Here is an 18,974-nt window from a genome sequence, read left to right on the forward strand (position 1 = left end):
GGAGGGATAAAATGCTTTGGAAAAGAATTGGTTTAGAGAATTTTCAGTTTCCTAATGTTTTGAATTACACAAAAGATTATATAAAAATTGAAGGAGAACTTCCTATTGGAGCAGAATTAAATAGAACAAATGAAGATATGGATAACTATTTTAATGCACCTAAAATTCAAGGGGTAGGAGATAGATTTGTTTCCTTTGTCAATAAATTTTATAACATCGGCATAGGCTTATCCCTTCCCCCGAATACTAAAATAAATAGTCCTATAAAAGTTGAATTTAATATGGATAATGATAATCCTATTGTTATAGATAAAAATATTATTATAGCTGAAACTGGAAGCCAAGCAACAATTGTTATTGATTACAGCTCCAATGAAGAAATAGAAGCTTTCCATAATGGACTTACAATTGTATATGCAAAAGAAAATTCAGTAATCAACATAATAAAACTGCAAAGGATGAACGATATATCTCGGAACTTCGATTCAAATATTGCCTTTGTGGAAGGACAAGGAAAGGTAAACTGGATATCTGTGGAGTTAGGATGCAGCATTAGCGGTTCTAGCTATTACACTGTTTTAGAGGGTGAAGCAAGTGAATCCAACCTTTCTTCCATATATCTAGGTGATGGCATACGCAAAATGGATTTGGAGTATTCCATGATTCACTGTGGTCCTAGAAGTATAAGTAATATCGAAACTAAGGGAGTTCTCAAAGATAAATCTAAAAAAGTATTTAGAGGAAATCTTGATTTTAAGAAAGGTGCCAGACACTCCAAAGGTTCTGAGGAAGAGTATGTAATATTACTTGATCCTACTGTAAAATCAGATTCCATACCAGCATTATTGTGCGGTGAAGATGACGTAGAAGGAGAACATGCAGCTAGTGCAGGACAAATTGATGAAAATAGGCTTTTTTATCTTATGAGCAGAGGATTGAGCGAGAGAGAAGCAAAAAAATTAATCGTAGAAGCATCCTTTAGACCGATAATCGATAAAATTCCTTTAAAAGACTTACGTGAATTAATTAGCAGTGAAGTTGAGAGGAGAATTATAGATGCTTAAACTAAATCCTCAAGAAATAAAAAAAGATTTTCCTATATTTAATCAAAAAATAAATAACAATAGGCTAGTATATTTAGACAATGGTGCTACAACACAGAAACCTATACAAGTCATTGACGCCATGAGTGACTATAACAAGGTCTCTCATGGAAATCCTCATAGAGGTGCTCATCAGCTTAGTATAAGGGCTACAGAGGAATATGATTTAGCTAAGGAAAAAGTAAGAGAGTTTATCAATGCTAAAGATATAGAAGAGATTATTTTTACTAGAAATACTACGGAGTCCATCAATCTAATTGCCTATTCCTATGGAAGGGAATTCGTTAAAGAAAATGACGAAATAGTATTAGCTATCTCAGAGCACCATAGCAATATCCTCCCTTGGCAAAGAATAGCAAAGGAGAAAAATGCAGTCTTGAAATACATGTATTTAAATGAAGAAGGAAGGATTTCTCTAGGAGAAATAAAGAAAAAGATAACCAATAAGACAAAGATTGTATCTATTGCTCAGATGTCTAATGTTCTGGGAGTTATTCACCCTCTTAGTGAAATAATAGACTACGCTCATAATAGAGGCTCTATAGTTATAATAGATGGAGCTCAAAGTACTCCACATATGTCAGTAGATGTTCAACATCTTGATGTAGATTTCTTTGTTTTTTCTGCCCATAAGATGTTAGGTCCTATGGGAATAGGAGTATTATATGGTAAAAAAGAATTGTTAGAAAGTATGCCTCCATCTTTAATGGGTGGAGATATGATAGAATATGTTTATGAACAGGAAGCTACCTTTGCCCCCCTTCCACATAAGTTTGAAGCTGGAACACAAAATGTAGAAGGAGCTGTAGGACTTAAAGCAGCAATTGATTATTTGCAAAATATAGGTCTAGATAATATCCATAAACATGAGAAAATCCTAGTAGAATATGCATTGGAAAAAATGCTGTCTATACCTTATGTGAATATTCAAGGTCCTAAAGACTTAAATATGAGAGGCGGCATAATATCCTTTACAATAGATGATATACATCCCCATGATATAGCGTCTATTTTAGACTCATATGGTGTAGCCCTTAGAGCAGGACATCACTGTTGTCAACCTTTGATGAGGTATCTTGATGTTCCTGCAACTTCAAGGATAAGCTTCTATCTCTATAATACAAAGGAAGATATAGACCAATTTATTGAAGGAATTAAAAATGTAAGGAAGTGGTTAGGTTATGGATCTTAACTCAATTTATACTCAGCTTATTATGGAACATAATAAAAGTGGACACAATAAGAAATCCTTATTAGATCCAGACATCACTGAAAGAGGGCATAATCCCAGCTGTGGTGATGATATTTCCTTGCACCTAAAGCTTGATGGAAATATAATAAAAGATGCTTCATTTACTGGAGTTGGATGTGCCATATCTCAAGCATCTACATCTATGATGATAGATTTAATAAAGGGCTTAACTATAGAGGAATCACTAAATTTAGTAGAAATCTTTATAGGTATGATTAAAAAAGAAATCACTGACGAAAATAAACTAGAGAAATTAGAAGATGCTATGGTTCTTCAAAATATTTCTAACATGCCTGCTAGAGTAAAATGTGCTGTTTTGGCATGGCATACATTAAGGGAAGCAATATCAAAATAAAGACGGTAAAAACCGTCTCTATTTTGATACTACTCTACACCTCTATCCACATAATCTCTTTTAATATATTCATTTTGAAGAATTGCCATATGAATTATATCGTGCCATTTCCCTTCTCTAAAAATGCTTTCTCGTGATCTTCCTTCATGTTGAAAACCTATTTTCTCATATAGTTTAATAGCTTTATTATTAAAAGAAAAGACCCTTAGATACACTCTATGCAGATTCATTTCAAGAAAGCTATAATTAAGAAGCAATTTCATCGCTTCTGTTCCATAGCCTTTTCCCCATGATGTCTTATCTCCAATATCAATAATACATTCAGCATTACGATTTTTATAATCAATATTAATTAGTGAAGTAATTCCTACAGGTTTATTAGACTCCCTTTCCACTATTATATAGCTCCTTGAAGATTCAGAACCTAAAATTACTTGACTAACGAACTCTTTAGTATCATCAATATGATAAATATCTAAAAATAGAGAAGTGGATTTCATAACCTCTATGTCATTTCTCCATATATGATATAACTCTATGTCTTGTAATGTCATCTTTCTTAAAATAATTTTAGAAGACTCAAATAACATAATAACACTCCTTTACTATTCTATAATTGGACAAAGCATTTTTCTCAATGTAAAAAATAAAATATCAATTTGCTCATTTACCTTAGTCACTTCTATACCTAAATTAAATGTATCTAGCATTAACCCATCTATGAAGGAAATAATATATAGAGCAATTGACCCTGAAGGCATACAAGGTTTGAATTCTTCTTTTTTAACACCTTCTTCAATAAACCCCTTTATTGAAGAAGCTAGCTCCTTATATCGCTCTATTACATAGGGATTACTTGTCTTATTGGAATTACGATATGTTGTTAAAAAGAATTCCGTCTTGCAGAGTAAAAGGGATTGATTAATAGATTCAATATTTTTTTGCTGCATTTTAATCCAGTTTATTAACTGTTGCCAAAAAGAAGATTTCTCCTCTTTTTCAAAATAAAGAATATCCATTTCATCTTCTAATTTGAGAAGTTCCTCAAATACATGCTGAATATTATTAAAATAGGAATATAAAGCACCTCTTGATATACCTGCTTCATCAATAATATCCTGCATTGTTGCTTGTATATACCCCTTCTGTATAAACACTCTTTTGGCAGCTTCCAATAATTCTTTCCTTTTATTTATTTTATATTGATTACTTACCTTTGGAGACATATTCTCTTTCCTCTCTTTTATTGTAGTACTTTAACAAATTCTGATTCTGCAAAGCAATTTGTTTATTCCAAACACAAAATAGACATTGATGTCGTTTTAATTTGATTATAAACGACATCAATGTCTATGTCAATATCTTATAACATCTCTGGGGAAAACAATTCACTTTTATTGGCATTCATGGTATAATGTTTTGATAAAAATAACTTTAATATTTATTAGATATAGTGTTATACATGATATGGAAGGGGGAAATTAGATATGAGCATTAATGGAAAGAGTTATTATGGACTTTTTATATTTTTGTTTTTATTAATAATATCTTTTTTTGTGACTTTGCTTGACTCTATTATCTTGCTTATTCCTCCTGTTATTTACTTGTTGATAATTTGTTGGAATATACTTTTTCCAGAATACAAAATTGGATATATTGCTATCGTACGTTCCGTGTGTAAAATAGAATAAACACTCCTTTGACTTAAAAAAATTAAATCAAAGGAGTGTTTGTTAATGAAAAAAACATTGTGGCTTAAAAATGAACTTGTTTTGCCATATGCCGAATTTGTGAAACAAGTAAAGGATTTTTGTTGGAGAAATACTTCTGATCAGGAACTAAAAGAACAATTGAGATTTTGTTCTCTTCAAGCTGTCAGTCTTGGTACAGCTAAACTATACAGCATTTTAAAAGAAATTGTTTTTCGCTGTATGGGAATTACACTTTTTGACTCCCAACTTGCAGCTGCATATTCTATGCAGTGTGGTCGTATTGCAGAGCTGCCCACTGGCGAGGGGAAAACTCTTGCAGCAGTCCTAGCCGCAATATGCTTCGCTTTACAAGGAAAATCCGTCCACATTCTAGTTTTTAACGATTATCTTGCAAAGCGTGACTGTATTTCCAATCAATCAATTTTTAATTTTTGCGGCCTATCTTCCAGCTATATTGATCAGACAACAAAATCTCCAGAGCGAAAAAAAGCCTATGGATGTAATATTGTTTATCTTTCTGCAAAAGAAGCTGGTTTTGATTTTTTGAGAGACTTTTTATGCACAAAAAAAGAGGATTTGCTTTTTCCAGGATTCCAAGTTGCTATTGTTGATGAAGCAGACTCCATTTTAATTGATGAATCACGTATTCCACTAGTATTAGCAGGAGATGCTCCAAAATCCCAAACTCATGCAGTTCACATCCATAATGCTGTCTCAACTTTATCTCAAAAGGATATCTCCATTGAAAAAAGTAAAAATCAAGTTTGGCTTACTGATCTAGGCATTGCTCATATTGAGCAGTTCCTTCATCTAGAAAACTTATATAGTGAAGAGAATGCTAATATCCTTGGAATGGTGAGTGCCACCCTAGAAGCACGATTACTTTTGAAAAAAGATAAAGACTATATTGTGAAAGACAATGCCATTCAAGTAATTGACGAATCAACAGGACGTGTAGCAGTAAATCGTAAATTCCCTGACCTTCTTCACCATGCAGTAGAAGTCAAAGAGCAAATTACTGGAGAATCATGTACCATGGTTTATAATTCCATGACACTACAGTCCTTTTTGCTGCAATATAAGATTCTGTGCGGAATGACTGGAACTATATATAGCTCCGCAAAAGAACTGAAATCAATGTACGGTTTAGAGGCAGACGTAATCCCACCACATATCCCCTGTATTCGTATAGACCATGAAGATGAAATTTTCAACAATAAGAAAGGCAAAATAAAAGCTATTGTCAGTGAAATTCAGCGTGCATACGAAAAGGGTCAGCCCGTATTGTTAGGCACACAAAGCGTAGAGGAATCAGAGGAATATTCTGAGTTACTTACAGCACAAAATATCCCTCATTCCATTATTAACGCTCGAAATGATGAAAGGGAGGCAGAAATTATTTCACGTGCTGGAGAACCTTATCGAATTACAGTTTCCACGAATATGGCTGGTCGAGGTGTAGATATCAAACTAGGTGGCAAAGATGAAGAAAGAAAAGATTTTGTACGGACAGTAGGTGGACTTTATGTACTCAGTACAGGAATTAATAGAAGTATTCGTATCGATAACCAACTTCGGGGACGTGCAGGCCGCCAAGGTGATCCTGGTGAAAGCAAATTTTTTATCAGTATGGAAGATTCCTTACTCACCACTTACTTCTCTGATGATGAATTAATCGAAATACAAAATAATGTAAACATCTATAACAAAAAACGCCTATCTAAACTAGTACGTCGAGTACAAAAAAGAGAAGAAGGTAAGGATGCTGAGGCACACTATATGCTGGAACGGTATGCATATATTTTAGAACAGCAAAGAAATCTAATTGCCTCATATCGCACTGAAATTCTTCTAGAAGAACTTGAATTAACCACTTTCCAAGAACAGGAACCAGACATCTATCAAAAGTATGTAGAAACAGCAGGTAAACGTGGAGTAAAATGTGCAGAAAGCCAATTAACTTTATATTACATCAATCAACATTGGGCTGATTTTCTGATGACTATGGAGAATGTTCGAAACGGAATTCATCTGATGATAATTGGAGGAAAAAGTCCGCTGGATGAATATCACCGAATTTCTATAGCCGCATTTGATGAAATGATTGAAGATATTAAAAAGGATGTTATTTCTTCTATGAAAAAATACAAAATTACATCAGACGGTATTGACATGGAGGAAGCAGGTCTTAGTGGAGCAACGACCACATGGACATACATGATTGACGAAAGTAACAGTCAGTTCCGCCGTATTCCTCAATTGATGAAAACAGTTTCTAATACAATAAATGGAACAGTTTTTACTTTACAGCAGATATTTTCCAAATTTAAGAAGAAGTAATGCTTTGAATAATAAGAGTACTTTCTACAACAGTGCGTCAGTTTTGGCGCACTGTTGCTTCTTGTTCCTAGCAATTTAAGTTCATCAACCTTATTATATTTTCAGCAACCTTTTCCATATTCTCTTGTCCTTTCTCTAATGCTTCTTCCAATGTGGTTATATCTCTTGTTATACTAAAAATAGAATCAATCCCCATAGTATATAGGATTTCTATATTAGGTCCTACTCTTCCTGCCAATGCTATTACTGGTTTATTATATCGTTTTGCGACCTTAGCAACACCAAGAGGAGTTTTCCCAAATTTAGTCTGAAAATCAATTGACCCTTCACCAGTCCACACCATATCAGCAAGAGATAATTTTTCTTCAAGTTTTGAATACTTAATTACCATATCAATGCCTTTATTTAATTTACCATTTAAAAATGCCATAAGTCCCGCACCAAGTCCTCCAGCTGCACCTGCACCAGATACATGTAAAATATCTATTCCTAATTGTCTTTTTATTATCTCAGAATAGTGTCTCAAATTATTATCCAATATTCCCATCATTTCAGGTGTTGCCCCTTTTTGTGCCCCAAATACATAAGAAGCTCCCTGTTCTCCACATAAATGATTGTCAACGTCACAAGCAACCTCTACAATAACATCCTTTAAACGATTATCAAAATTAGATAAATCAATGGTAACTAATTTATCTAATTCTTTTCCTCCAAATCCTAATTCCTCGCCTTCTTTATCAAGAAACTTACCGCCTAATGCTTGTACAACTCCTATGCCACCATCGTTGGTTGCACTTCCACCTATACCTATTAATAATTTTTTCACACCATGATTTAAACAAGCCTTTATAAGTTGTCCTGTACCATAAGTAGTAGTTATTAAAGGATTTCTTTTTTCTGGTGGCACTAAATGGATGCCGCTGGCACTTGCCATCTCAAGTATACCAGTTTCTCCATCTCCTAAAATGCCATAACTTGCTTCTACTTCATCTCCTAATGGTCCTATTACACTTATTGTATATATTTTTCCATTTGTAGCATCTATTAAAGACTGCATTGTTCCTTCCCCACCATCGGCCATTGGTACATGTATACAGCTAATACTACTATTAGCTTTCTTAATTCCTCTTTCCATGGCCTCACAAGCCTCTTTAGCAGTCATACTTTCTTTAAATGAATCAGGTGCTAATAGAATAACAAAATCTTTTTTCATTTCTCCCCTCCGAACATTATTCAGAAATCTTTAACTTCAGTAATGACTAATTCACTACATTGATTGGATTACCTTCTATGAATGATCTTAAATTTTTTACTGCAATATCCATAAGTCTTTGTCTACTTTCCCTTGGTGCCCATGCAATATGAGGAGTGATAATTATATTTTTAGCATCAAGGAGTGCATTATCTAATTGAATAGGTTCTATTGATACTACATCACATGCTGCCCCTGCTATCTTTCCACTGTTTAAAGCATCTCTTAAATCTTCTTCTACAATTAACTGACCACGAGAGGTGTTAATTATCATAACTCCATCCTTCATCTTTCCAATCGTATTCTTATTAATTATGCCCCTTGTTTCTGGAAAAAGTGGGCAGTGTAAAGAAATCACATCTGATTTCGCCAAAAGTTCCTCTAAGTCAACATATTTACAAGTCTCTGTTTCAAACTCTGGCCTTCTATTGTTACTTAGTGCTAAAATATTCATCCCTAATGCCTGTGCAATTTTAGCAGTTCTTTGACCAATTCTGCCAAATCCTATGATTCCCATAGTTTTACCATCAAGTTCAACCATTGGGTGATTCCAAAAACACCAATCAATATTATTTGTCCAATCTCCTTCTTTTACTGCATCTGAATGTGCACCAACATGATGACAAAGCTCTAATAATAGAGCAATTGTAAATTGAGCGACTGCGTTAGTCCCATAAGTTGGAACATTGCATACAGGAATGTTCTTATTTTTTGCAGTTATAATATCTATATTGTTATACCCCGTCGCCAACTCACCAATGAATTTTATATTAGGACATAGATCCAGAATCTCTTTTGTAATGGGAGTTTTGTTGGTATAAACAATATCTGCATCTCCAATTCTTTCTACAACCTTATCTATTGGAGTCCTATCATATACTGTTAGTTCTCCTAAGGTTTCTAGCTCGTCCCAGCTCAAATCTCCAGGATTTAAAGTATATCCATCTAAAACTACTATTTTCATAATATACACCTCATTAAATTAGATTTATATAAATATAAGCAAAGAGAACTACCTTTACACATGCTCTTAGGGCATCCCATTGCTTCCGCTTTCTAGTCATACAGTTATTATATTCTATATTTGACCCGATATCCATATTAATATATATATGGATATTATACTATATTTTACATATGCAATTTTTGGTATATTGGATTTTTGGGTTTGCATAATAAAAATCTTCTTATATAATATCCATATTGCATGCCATTATAACTGCTGAATCCTAAAAATTATAGGTACGGAGGAACCATTTAAGGGGTTAATCCACATTTCTGTGGTAGGGAGCCTTCTATCCCGAACCCGTCAGCTAACTTCGGAAGCCTTATTACGGAAGGAGTGTGTATGTCAATGAAAGGAAAAAGAATATTATCAATTTTAATAGTTTTAATATTATTATTGGTACCAATAACTGGAGTATTTGCAAGTGAAAATTATACAACATTGAAATTTAGCAGTAAAGGAAATGAAGTTTCTAGGCTTCAGCAGAAATTGCAAAATTATGGATACTATACAATCTCTATAGATGGTATCTATGGAAAAGTGACAGAGAAAGCTGTCATTAACTTTCAGAAGGATAATAAATTAATTATTGATGGTATTGCAGGAAAACAAACTCAAACAGCACTATATGGTAAAACTACCACTGTCTCAAGAGGGACAAGCTCTTCTAGAAGTTCTGTAAAAAGCTATAGTGATGCTGATTTATTATGGTTAGCTAGAATTATTGAAGCAGAAGCAAGTGGAGAGCCATATAATGGAAAAGTAGCAGTTGGAAATGTAATTCTTAACAGAGTTAACTCTAAAGAATTTCCTAATACTATATATGGTGTAATTTTCGAGTATTATGGCAGTATTCCTCAGTTTAGTCCAGTTGCTGAAGGAACAATATATAATACTCCATCAAAAGAAAGTATAAATGCAGCTAAAGATGCTCTAAATGGAGCAAGACCAGTAGGAAATTCAACATATTTTTTCAATCCAGCTAAAGCAGCAGGAACTTGGATTGTAAAGAATAAGACCTATGTAACAAAAATAGGTGGACATAGTTTTTATGCATAACTATTTACTTTAAAAGGGGTAGACATCTGTCTACCCTTTTTAAAATTCAATAAAAACACATAAGAGAAAAAAATCGTTATCAATTTTATTTGTCAAGATTTCTTCATTCCTTTATTTTATCTACAAATTTATATAATAACACCTCTACATATATTTCTTTAAACATTTTGCCCTATTTCATACCAAAGAATAGCTACAAGACGCTATGCTTCAACCTTTAGACCTATATTTTCATTTTTAATTATCAATTCATCCATTCTTTGTCCCATATGTGCTTAATATGCGTTAAAAAAATTTATCGAATCTTCCTTCTCCGTTGCACTCCACTATATCATTCATCAACACTCCTAGGGGTATAAACAAGTAGTTCAATATCAAAGCTGCCCCTATGGTTCCAGTATCATTAAATAAGAAGATAGCTATACCACCCAAGAGAGTTATAATAAATCCTTTAAATAAGTTCGGATAATTTTCACGGATTTTCACTAAAATTTCACTTTTCCATCTATACAATAAAATAGATAAAATCACTTGTGAAAATAAAATGACATTCCATGAAGCATTAATTAAATTCCAGAAAACTTGTTTTAACTTGTAACTAATTATTTCAAAAAACTTACTAAAACCGCCTGTTATTAGAGATTCTAATGCCTTTCCCGCATGAGTAGGATTTGGATTAAATAAGACATCTAATGCGGCCAATAGTAATATTCCTACAATAACTCCAATAACTATAATCATTATCTTTTTAAAAGAAAACTTTTTATCAAAAACTATTAGTAGAATTAACAAAGCAATCAGCATAGCAGACAATGTGCCACCCATATTAGCTCCAAAGAAAGGGCTAAGACCCACTATCACTAAAATCATATAAGAAGTTATAAATACTGCCATAGTAGGTTTCTTAATTTTATATAGATGAAATAATGAGAAAAAGCCTAATAAAGTAGAGCCCAGCAATATACCCATATAGTCATTACCTATGCCGTAAAACCTACCACCTGCAATAGCATCAGATCCTAATGGAGAAATAATCATTAGCTTTTTCACAAAGAAAATATCTATCAATAGAAATACACTGGTTGTTAATCCTAAAGTAGCGATGGTGATCCATTTTTTATTAAAAATTTTATTTAAAATATAGGATATAATAAAGGCACCGCCAAATACATAGAACAAATCAAAACCTATGTATTTATAGCCAAATAGTGAAACTGTCATCATTGTTAGAGGAACTGCCATTATTGTCAAGCTTAAATAATTAAGTATCTTATTAGGCAGTACTTTCCATTTTATAAATCTAGGTAAGTAAAATCCTACTAAAGCAATACCTACCAAAACAATAAAAGCCTGATGAAAAACACTGCGATACTTCCTTAAATATAAACTTTGTGCCTGATTTCTAAGTAAAACCTCAGTAGGATTTTCATTGCTTATTACTTGCATTGGTTCTCCGATAAAACTTCTAGGCTCGGCAACTCCAAAAAAATCAAGGATAGTAGGCCCAAAATCAAAATTAGTAACCAATCCCTCCCTACGAGTTGTATTGGATATTAGTAATCCTTTTTCAGTGTTAGCACTTGACATAATTATAGGAGTTAAACCAAAATTCCCTTGATTAACCACTTCCTTTGAAGGATTAGGGGTTATAACCATAAATAAAGTTTTTTCCTGATCAACTTTCTTCATAACCTGACCAAGGAATGAATCAGCTCGTTCGATAGCTTTGATTTTTTGTTCTTCCTTAATATCATCCGTAGTTAATCGATTTGTTTTCTGTACTCTTACAGTATCTCCATAATCTATAAATAACATATTTACATGAGGCAAAATACGTTCTACTTCTTCTAATAGCCTTTCTTGATTTAACTTGATTCCTCCTAATACATTAGCATCAGTCATTAATAAATCAGATTCTATAGAACCAAAAGGAATTATGCCATTTTCATCCATAGCCAACATAGTAACTTCTCTAGCAGGGACATCTAAGTCACTATTTCCTACTACTCCAGTTACAAGACCTTTTTCTTTGGCTATTTTCCCCAAAAGTCCTACCTGATTGTTAGGAGTAATATCTAAAGCAGTTCTTTCTATATCTCTAATAGCTATATTTATAATCTCACCATCTGGAGGAGTTTTTCCTGTATACAATTTATAAATATCGCTGACTGTAACATATTCCGATACTAAGTTATAATCTGAAAGAGGATACATTTGATTTCTTGGGAAGGCTAATCCACCTTTAGTAGATGCCAAAGTTCTTACTCCCATACCTAAACTAAGATAGGTACTCCCTCTATTAGACAAACTTGACCTTGCTCTTATATTCATAAAGCCCATAGCGCCATTTTCCAACAATAGATCTATATTTGGAGTCTGGCTATTTAGTACATCTTCTAAGCTGATCTCATCCAATACCAATATAATTGCCTTTTTGTCTTCGATTTTATCAGAAGTAGCTACTGATTTAGAAATTGGCATACCTAAAACTATACACATGGCCAAAGCCAGGTTCATTATATTTTTGAAAATTTTTCTCAATTTAATGTTCCTCCCTTAAAGTAATTTCCATAAAACGACCTAATGGATTAACATAAAAGTTAAATGACAGTCATCGGATAAATCTTGGAGCATTTATGAATCTATTAAAATATTAATCATTGCTCTATAGATTATTGCCTTTAAACTCATTTAATTTTCAATTTTATTATATTAAAATAAAAAAATATCTTGAATTCTAATCAATCAAGACATCCGCTTTCGCTTTATAATCTTCAAGAATCATTTAAAGGACTTAAATATAAACTTATACTAGCACAAAGTGATTTAGATTTCAACTTATTATTTATAATTAAAGCTTCTCTATTATTTAATAAAGTTAAAAGTCAATCCACAAAAACTCCCCTAGACTCATGGTCTAGAGGATTAAAAACCTACATATATCCTTATGTTCTTAATCATGAAATAATGATGTGGTAAATAGCTGGCATTTATTTAATCCGAAAAATAATTTTAAAAGCATCTTTGTTGTTTCTAAGATTGTATTCATTTATTGATTTATTAATATTTAAAATATCGATGAGAAATACAACTTTTCTACTATAAGTACACTTAGCTGTGCATGATTAATATATAGACATTTACTAAAATTGTATACTATATATCAAACCAATACACTTCATCTTGCTTTATGAATTTAAAGCCTGCTTTTTCTGCCAATCTTTGCGATGGAGAATTAGATTCCATGCAATCCCATTGAACAGTCACGCCTATTTTTATACACTCATTCACAAGCTCTCTAGTCAATATTAACCCTAAACCTTTATTTCTATGCTCTTCTTCAACGTATATATCAATGGGAATAATATTATTGAATCTTCCAGTTCCCACAATTACAGCAATAATTTTATTTAAATGCATTATACAAAATCCTAAGCTTTTTCTAATAAAAGTATCAAAGCTTTCCCATGATTCTAGTATTCTCTCAGTCACTAAAATTCCATTTTGAATATTTCTTTCATTTATTAAATTCCAAAGCTCATAATCAACCTTACATAACCTATATTTGTCTGTCAGACTAAATAATTCAGTAATTTTATCGTTTTTCCTAAATTTATATTCATTTTCTTTTTGTATTTCTCTATCATAAAACATCTTCAGTATATATCTTTTTAAACTATCATTTTCAATGGAAAATTCAAAACAATCAATTCCTTTTGTTTTTAATATTATAAACAGTTCATTCTTAATAAATGCTTCAATTCTTTTATATTCTTCTTTAGATTGAATATCCCCTAATAATGCAAAACTTCCCACTGCATAAGACTCTGCAATTGCAATATTTGGATTTTCAATATTATCAACCCATAAATTTCCCTTACATTCACCAGAAACTATCCCTGAAAAACTTGGACTCCAATCATTTGTTACTTTCTTATAATTTATAATCTTCGAGCCATCTACCTTAATCATACCTATAAATACCTCCTATGTGATTCAAATTTTATTTATCATAGGGCATTTCTCTTATCCATAATTGTCATCAGTAGGATTGTAAAAGATTACTGCTCCAAGAGATGATTTTATCATAATATAAGACCAAGTCAGTCTCATCCATTGCAGTTAACTTTTTTCTATCTATACAAATGTTCAATATCTCTTTATCTATCCCATCTAAATGTTTTTCCAAATCTATCTTGCTGCCTATGTATTGGTTTGTTTCATAAAAATACTTGGCTTGCAAAATAAAAAATGCTGACTTGTAAAGCACTGATAAAATTTCAGAGCTATTTTCATAGATAAAATTATGGGAGCATCCATGATATAGATTACACGCACCTATTTTTATAGCACGCTTAATATCCCCTTTGTCAATCAGTGGCAACAAATAGTCTATACTACCATAGATTGGCTGCGTATCATAGTAAAATTGAAATAGATCGGATTTTTCCCAACTTAAAATTTCATTTTGCCCAGAAATAAATCCGCAGGCTTTTTCTCCATAAGGCATTTTGGATATTATCTCCCGATATCTTTTCAAATCCTCCATAGTCAGTTCATTTAGGATAACTACAATATCTATATCACTGTTATCACCAGCTTCTTTACGTTTATAACTTCCCTGTAGACCAATAAAAATCACATTATCTCCACATTCCTTTTTTATTTTTGAAACAAGTTCATTTATCCAATCATCTATAAAGAAAGTCATATTCTCACCTCGTAAATTCTATTTCCTTATAATTACATTATAAGCACTTATGGAATCTTTTACAATAACTCTGCAAAATTGCAGATACTCGATATAATCTTTAAAAAACTATTATTCTCCTAGACTGTTATACACTGTCAATGCATCGCTAATATTGAACTGTTCAGATCTGTTATCTCCCTTCGCACCAGCTGTAATCAGAATGTATTCTTCCTCACCTACTTTGGCAAGACTTGCTAGACATAAGCCAGCCATATCTGTATATCCAGTTTTTCCGCCTAGAATTTTCCCATCCATAACATTTGGTGTATCAAGGTTTTTAAACATTGTACTATAAAATGTAATTCCATCAGGATGTTTGTTCGTAGACTGGGATGTATGGCGAGAAGAAGTGAAAATCTCTCGGAATGTATCGTTCTCAAGGGCATGATTAAGAAGGATAGCCAAATCTTTGACTGTTGTATAGTGATCTTCATCGTGGAGTCCAGTCGTATTTTCAAAATGGGTGTTATTCATACCGAGATCTGCCGCCTTTTGATTCATTAGTCCTGTAAATTTCTGCTCTGATCCTGCAATTTCATCGGCAAGTCCAATGCAACACTCTGCACCACTTGGAAGCATAACTCCATATAATAAGTCAATTGCCCTAACCTTCTCATCTGCTTGGAAACCGGCCATTGAAGCGTTTGCACTATACAGATTCTTAAACATAGAATTGCTAAGTTTGACTTTTTCCTGCAAATTTGGCAAATTCTCTATTGCAACGATCGCTGTCATTATTTTAGTCAAAGAAGCTGGATAGATCTTTTCCTCGCTCTTTTTTTCCATCATAACGGTATGGTCGTCTAAACGAATCAGAATGGCATGAGTACTTTGTAGGCTGTCAGAAGGTATAGAAACAGAATTATAGAATGGAACCGGCGCAGTTTTGTCATCACTGTTTTTATCAGATAAACTCCAAGCTCTAGGGATAAAGATGAGTTTGTAAATAAGAACAGCAATGATAACCATCGACGGAAACATCAGAATCATTTTCATTTTTGATTTTTTCTTTCTTTTTTTTGATACCATAATAAAACAGCTCCTTCTTTTGTGATGATTTTATTTAATCACATAATAAGGAGTCATGTTAGAATTTTTTCTTACGAATATCTTACGAATATCTTAATATTCTCTTATGACGGAAGACTTACAGTAAATATTATATGTTCCTCTTTACTTTTTGCTATAATCGTCCCCTACGTGCTGTGACGATTTCTTTAGCGATTGCTAGACTCAACCAAGTTCACCGATGTTTATTGATCTAGCAGAATCCAAAGGATAAACCGTTGTATCAAGGCAGTCAATAAATCCTTTTTCTAATTATCATAAAAGGCTATTTACAGAGTTTTGTTCACACAGCCACTACAACTTCTTAATACTTGGGTTGTTAAAGTTTGCCCATACAAAATTGCTATCAATGCATCTAACCATTCTATAAGCTATTGGCCTAAATCCGCACTTGGGCCAAAATGTTGAAGAGGCAAGGTTGGTTATTCTCCAATCTGTTATTATATTATTATATCCCTTTTCTTTCACAATCCTGCTGCCTTCATTCATTAATTTTTTACCAACACCACTTCTCATTTGGGAAGGGTAAATGCCCGCAATACTTAACTCTACTCCATCGTCAGGTGCCATCAAATCTGAAGTAATAGGCTCATATACTTGAAATCCTAATTCCTTCATGTCTTTTTCTGCAATAATGATCATTGCTTCATCATCCTCTACTATCCTTTTGTACCCCTCCTTTATCTTCACTACAACTTCAGGTAAGACAGGTTCAAATACAGGTGCTGAATTTTGATGTGAGTAGATTATGCTAGACATTCTACCCATTGCTTCACTATCCATTTTATTGGCAAGTCTAATATCTGCATCAGATACATTTTCAAAAGGCTTGTAATCTTCAATATTCATTATCCCATGTACTTGTTGGATAAAAAAGCTTAATTGCAGGAAGGCCTCATAGTACACCTGATTTCCAAGAGGTATTAAAGTATAGTGACTAAAGCAGCCTTGTTCGAGCCACAGAATGGAAACCTTTGCATATAGATTCCTTATCAACTCTGAGGGTTGATCCTTTCTTATTGCAATCCCCTCATAGGGTAACCAGATATGCCTGCCTCTTCCATTATCAATCTTTATCTTTCCTATTATATAACCTACCAGTTCATCATTAGCAAATGCACCTATCCCAATTACTTTACTATTAATGAACAATTTTTCAAGCAAATCCGTGATATGTTTTGTATTGAGGCAGCTATTTTTCAGGAATGGGAGCATCTTACTCTCAAGATTTTGCCTACATATTAACAGATCAACCATTGCAGGTACATCACCAATGTCAATTGGCCTGAATTCACATATTTTCATTTCTATCCCCCCATGCTAAATTTACGTTATATCGCGTACTCCAGCGAAACTTACCACCCGTTCTGGCCGGAGCTTTTCACCTAATCGAAGTAAAACGATATTTGATTTCAGCTTAACATAAACTACTATTTTAGGCAATAATAATACGTATTTTGATAATCACCTTCTTTTATATTCCTAAATACTTTAAGAATTAATCATATTTCGGTATATCAATTTTCTCCGAAAATGTCCTGCCTTCAACTCATCCAATTTAAATTACTTTTATCCGCTATTAGTAGCCAATCTATCAATGTGAGAATTGGGATGAGGTGAGGAATACAAAAAAACCAGACGGACACCCACTATCCCCTTGGCGGCTGAATATGTTTTTAAAAAGCAGCTAATTATGATAGATGTGCCATACATAAAAAATCTTGATATTGTTCTCATTCCTTTCTTTCTGTTTTTGGGCATAAAAAAGGCTAAGTCTATAGATTATTAGTTAATCAAAAAAACTTAGCCTCTTTATCTCCTATACAATTTATTTATTTTCATTATATAGTCTCAAAATTTATAACACAAAACTTATCGTGAAGCCTATTTGATAAATAATTATCTCTCAAATCAACTTTAACTGTTTCGAAGTGTTTGTCTAGCAAATCCATTAAATACATATTACTTTTCTTATTTGAAGTTATAATTCGTATGCTACACCATAAATTTTTCCCTATCTATACTTATATACTAACATCAAATCTATTTTCTACTTCGATGCAATTTATCTATTTTGTTTTGCTCTTTCATAAGCTTCGAATACATATCATTGACTAATCTTTTCCTTTCATCTGACACTCCTATTAAAAAGTATTGAAATACCTTTAACCATTGCTCATAACTTAAATAAGTCGGACTATCTGTCATTTTAAAACCTATATCATTAGATAGCCGCTTAATCTGTTTATAAGAAAATATATATTTACATCTAGATTTAATATCATTTCCAGTGTTGCTAAAGATATATGCAATAAAATCAGAATATAAATCTTCTTTATCTTTCCTTATTAGCGTATTCTCTCTTTTTTCAATGTGTAAAAATACACTATCAACACTAGGAACTGGAGTGAAATCTGTTCTTTTAAGATTTCTTATAATTTCAAAATCAAAATGTGGTTTTAGAAGTAATGAACGCATACTTTCTCCACCGTAAGGCTTACCAGCATATTTTTCTGCTGCTTCCTTTTGAAGGATAATATATATATCTTCAGGAGGATTGTCAGCAAATGTTAATTTTGATAAAATAGCCGCAGTAATATTATAGGGAATACTGGAAAAAATCTTATATTTGTATTCCTTTGGCAATTCAAATTCTAAGAAATCTCCATAGATTATTTTAATATTATTTATATTATAGAATTTATCCTTTAAATTTTTATATAAACTAAAATCATATTCTATAACATATACCTCCTTACATATTTCTATCAATTGTTCTGTAATAACCCCTCTCCCCCCTCCGATCTCTATAACAATATCATCTTTACATATATTACTTTCATCTATTAAATCAGATATCAATTTTTTGTTGTGTAAAAAATTTTGTGTATCTTTTAATTTTATATGAACATCTTTATTAAACATTAAATCCACCACCTTAAAAATATTTGATGTGGATTCATGTATACTGAATTGTCCATGACAATAAAAACAAAAAAAGCTATAAATGAATAACCTATCGTAAGCGATTAATAATATCATGTATAAATAGCATAGCAACGGCGACCTTTCAG

General features: G+C 32.5%; 15 protein-coding genes and 1 riboswitch. Of the genes, 5 read left to right on the plus strand and 10 right to left on the minus strand.

Annotated elements, in window-relative coordinates; translation table 11 throughout:
* The first annotated feature begins 11 nt into the window (after positions 1-11).
* The 3 genes from sufD to sufU are packed head-to-tail and all read left to right on the plus strand — an operon-like array spanning position 12 to position 2,710.
* Positions 12-1,064: a Fe-S cluster assembly protein SufD gene (sufD, locus tag RDK80_RS06940; RefSeq protein WP_308523850.1), complete on the plus strand. Its 1,053-nt coding sequence runs from the start codon at positions 12-14 to the stop codon at positions 1,062-1,064.
* Entirely contained in the window at positions 1,057-2,295 is a 1,239-nt protein-coding gene (locus RDK80_RS06945; RefSeq protein WP_308523851.1) for a cysteine desulfurase, read from the plus strand. The genes sufD and RDK80_RS06945 overlap by 8 nt, the downstream gene beginning before the upstream one ends.
* Positions 2,285-2,710: a Fe-S cluster assembly sulfur transfer protein SufU gene (sufU, locus tag RDK80_RS06950; RefSeq protein WP_308523852.1), complete on the plus strand. Its 426-nt coding sequence runs from the start codon at positions 2,285-2,287 to the stop codon at positions 2,708-2,710. Before RDK80_RS06945 ends, sufU begins: the two co-directional genes overlap by 11 nt.
* 29 nt (positions 2,711-2,739) lie before the next feature.
* On the opposite strand, the gene RDK80_RS06955 is transcribed toward sufU, so the two are convergent.
* Complete coding sequence (locus RDK80_RS06955) at positions 2,740-3,300, minus strand: GNAT family protein (protein ID WP_308523853.1); 561 nt, start codon at positions 3,298-3,300, stop codon at positions 2,740-2,742.
* A gap of 15 nt (positions 3,301-3,315) precedes the next feature.
* Positions 3,316-3,936, minus strand: a complete 621-nt coding sequence (locus RDK80_RS06960; protein ID WP_256311326.1) for a TetR family transcriptional regulator — start codon at positions 3,934-3,936, stop codon at positions 3,316-3,318.
* 510 nt (positions 3,937-4,446) lie between these two features.
* On the opposite strand from RDK80_RS06960, the gene RDK80_RS06965 reads away from it, so the two are divergent.
* Complete coding sequence (locus RDK80_RS06965) at positions 4,447-6,762, plus strand: DEAD/DEAH box helicase (protein ID WP_308523854.1); 2,316 nt, start codon at positions 4,447-4,449, stop codon at positions 6,760-6,762.
* 67 nt (positions 6,763-6,829) lie between these two features.
* Here the strand turns inward: RDK80_RS06965 and RDK80_RS06970 are convergent, their stop codons facing one another.
* Complete coding sequence (locus RDK80_RS06970) at positions 6,830-7,975, minus strand: glycerate kinase (protein WP_256311328.1); 1,146 nt, start codon at positions 7,973-7,975, stop codon at positions 6,830-6,832.
* A gap of 46 nt (positions 7,976-8,021) precedes the next feature.
* Complete coding sequence (locus tag RDK80_RS06975) at positions 8,022-8,978, minus strand: D-2-hydroxyacid dehydrogenase (RefSeq protein WP_308523855.1); 957 nt, start codon at positions 8,976-8,978, stop codon at positions 8,022-8,024.
* A 246-nt stretch (positions 8,979-9,224) separates the two neighbouring features.
* Positions 9,225-9,359: riboswitch (cyclic di-AMP (ydaO/yuaA leader) on the plus strand.
* 9 nt (positions 9,360-9,368) lie between these two features.
* Between RDK80_RS06975 and RDK80_RS06980 the strand changes: the two genes are divergently transcribed.
* The gene (locus tag RDK80_RS06980) at positions 9,369-10,079 is read left to right on the plus strand and encodes a cell wall hydrolase (protein ID WP_256311330.1); all 711 of its coding nucleotides are present in this window, start codon (positions 9,369-9,371) and stop codon (positions 10,077-10,079) included.
* A 285-nt stretch (positions 10,080-10,364) separates the two neighbouring features.
* Here the strand turns inward: RDK80_RS06980 and RDK80_RS06985 are convergent, their stop codons facing one another.
* The 6 genes from RDK80_RS06985 to erm all read right to left on the minus strand — a co-directional run bounded on the left by RDK80_RS06985 (position 10,365) and on the right by erm (position 18,825).
* Entirely contained in the window at positions 10,365-12,620 is a 2,256-nt protein-coding gene (locus RDK80_RS06985; RefSeq protein ID WP_308523856.1) for a hypothetical protein, read from the minus strand.
* Positions 12,621-13,235: 615 nt separating this feature from the next.
* Positions 13,236-14,051: a GNAT family N-acetyltransferase gene (locus RDK80_RS06990; RefSeq protein WP_308523857.1), complete on the minus strand. Its 816-nt coding sequence runs from the start codon at positions 14,049-14,051 to the stop codon at positions 13,236-13,238.
* Between the two features lie 70 nt (positions 14,052-14,121).
* Positions 14,122-14,790 carry a nucleotidyltransferase domain-containing protein gene (locus RDK80_RS06995; RefSeq protein WP_308523858.1) on the minus strand — a complete coding sequence of 223 codons (669 nt, stop codon included), beginning with the start codon at positions 14,788-14,790 and terminating at the stop codon, positions 14,122-14,124.
* Positions 14,791-14,901: 111 nt separating this feature from the next.
* Complete coding sequence (locus RDK80_RS07000) at positions 14,902-15,861, minus strand: D-alanyl-D-alanine carboxypeptidase (protein ID WP_308523859.1); 960 nt, start codon at positions 15,859-15,861, stop codon at positions 14,902-14,904.
* 333 nt (positions 15,862-16,194) lie between these two features.
* Positions 16,195-17,205 carry a hypothetical protein gene (locus RDK80_RS07005; protein WP_308523860.1) on the minus strand — a complete coding sequence of 337 codons (1,011 nt, stop codon included), beginning with the start codon at positions 17,203-17,205 and terminating at the stop codon, positions 16,195-16,197.
* A gap of 738 nt (positions 17,206-17,943) precedes the next feature.
* The gene (erm, locus tag RDK80_RS07010) at positions 17,944-18,825 is read right to left on the minus strand and encodes a 23S ribosomal RNA methyltransferase Erm (RefSeq protein ID WP_308523861.1); all 882 of its coding nucleotides are present in this window, start codon (positions 18,823-18,825) and stop codon (positions 17,944-17,946) included.
* Positions 18,826-18,974 lie beyond the last annotated feature (149 nt).

It is taken from the genome of uncultured Tissierella sp. (genome assembly GCF_902479755.1).
GTDB lineage: Bacteria > Bacillota > Clostridia > Tissierellales > Tissierellaceae > Tissierella > Tissierella carlieri.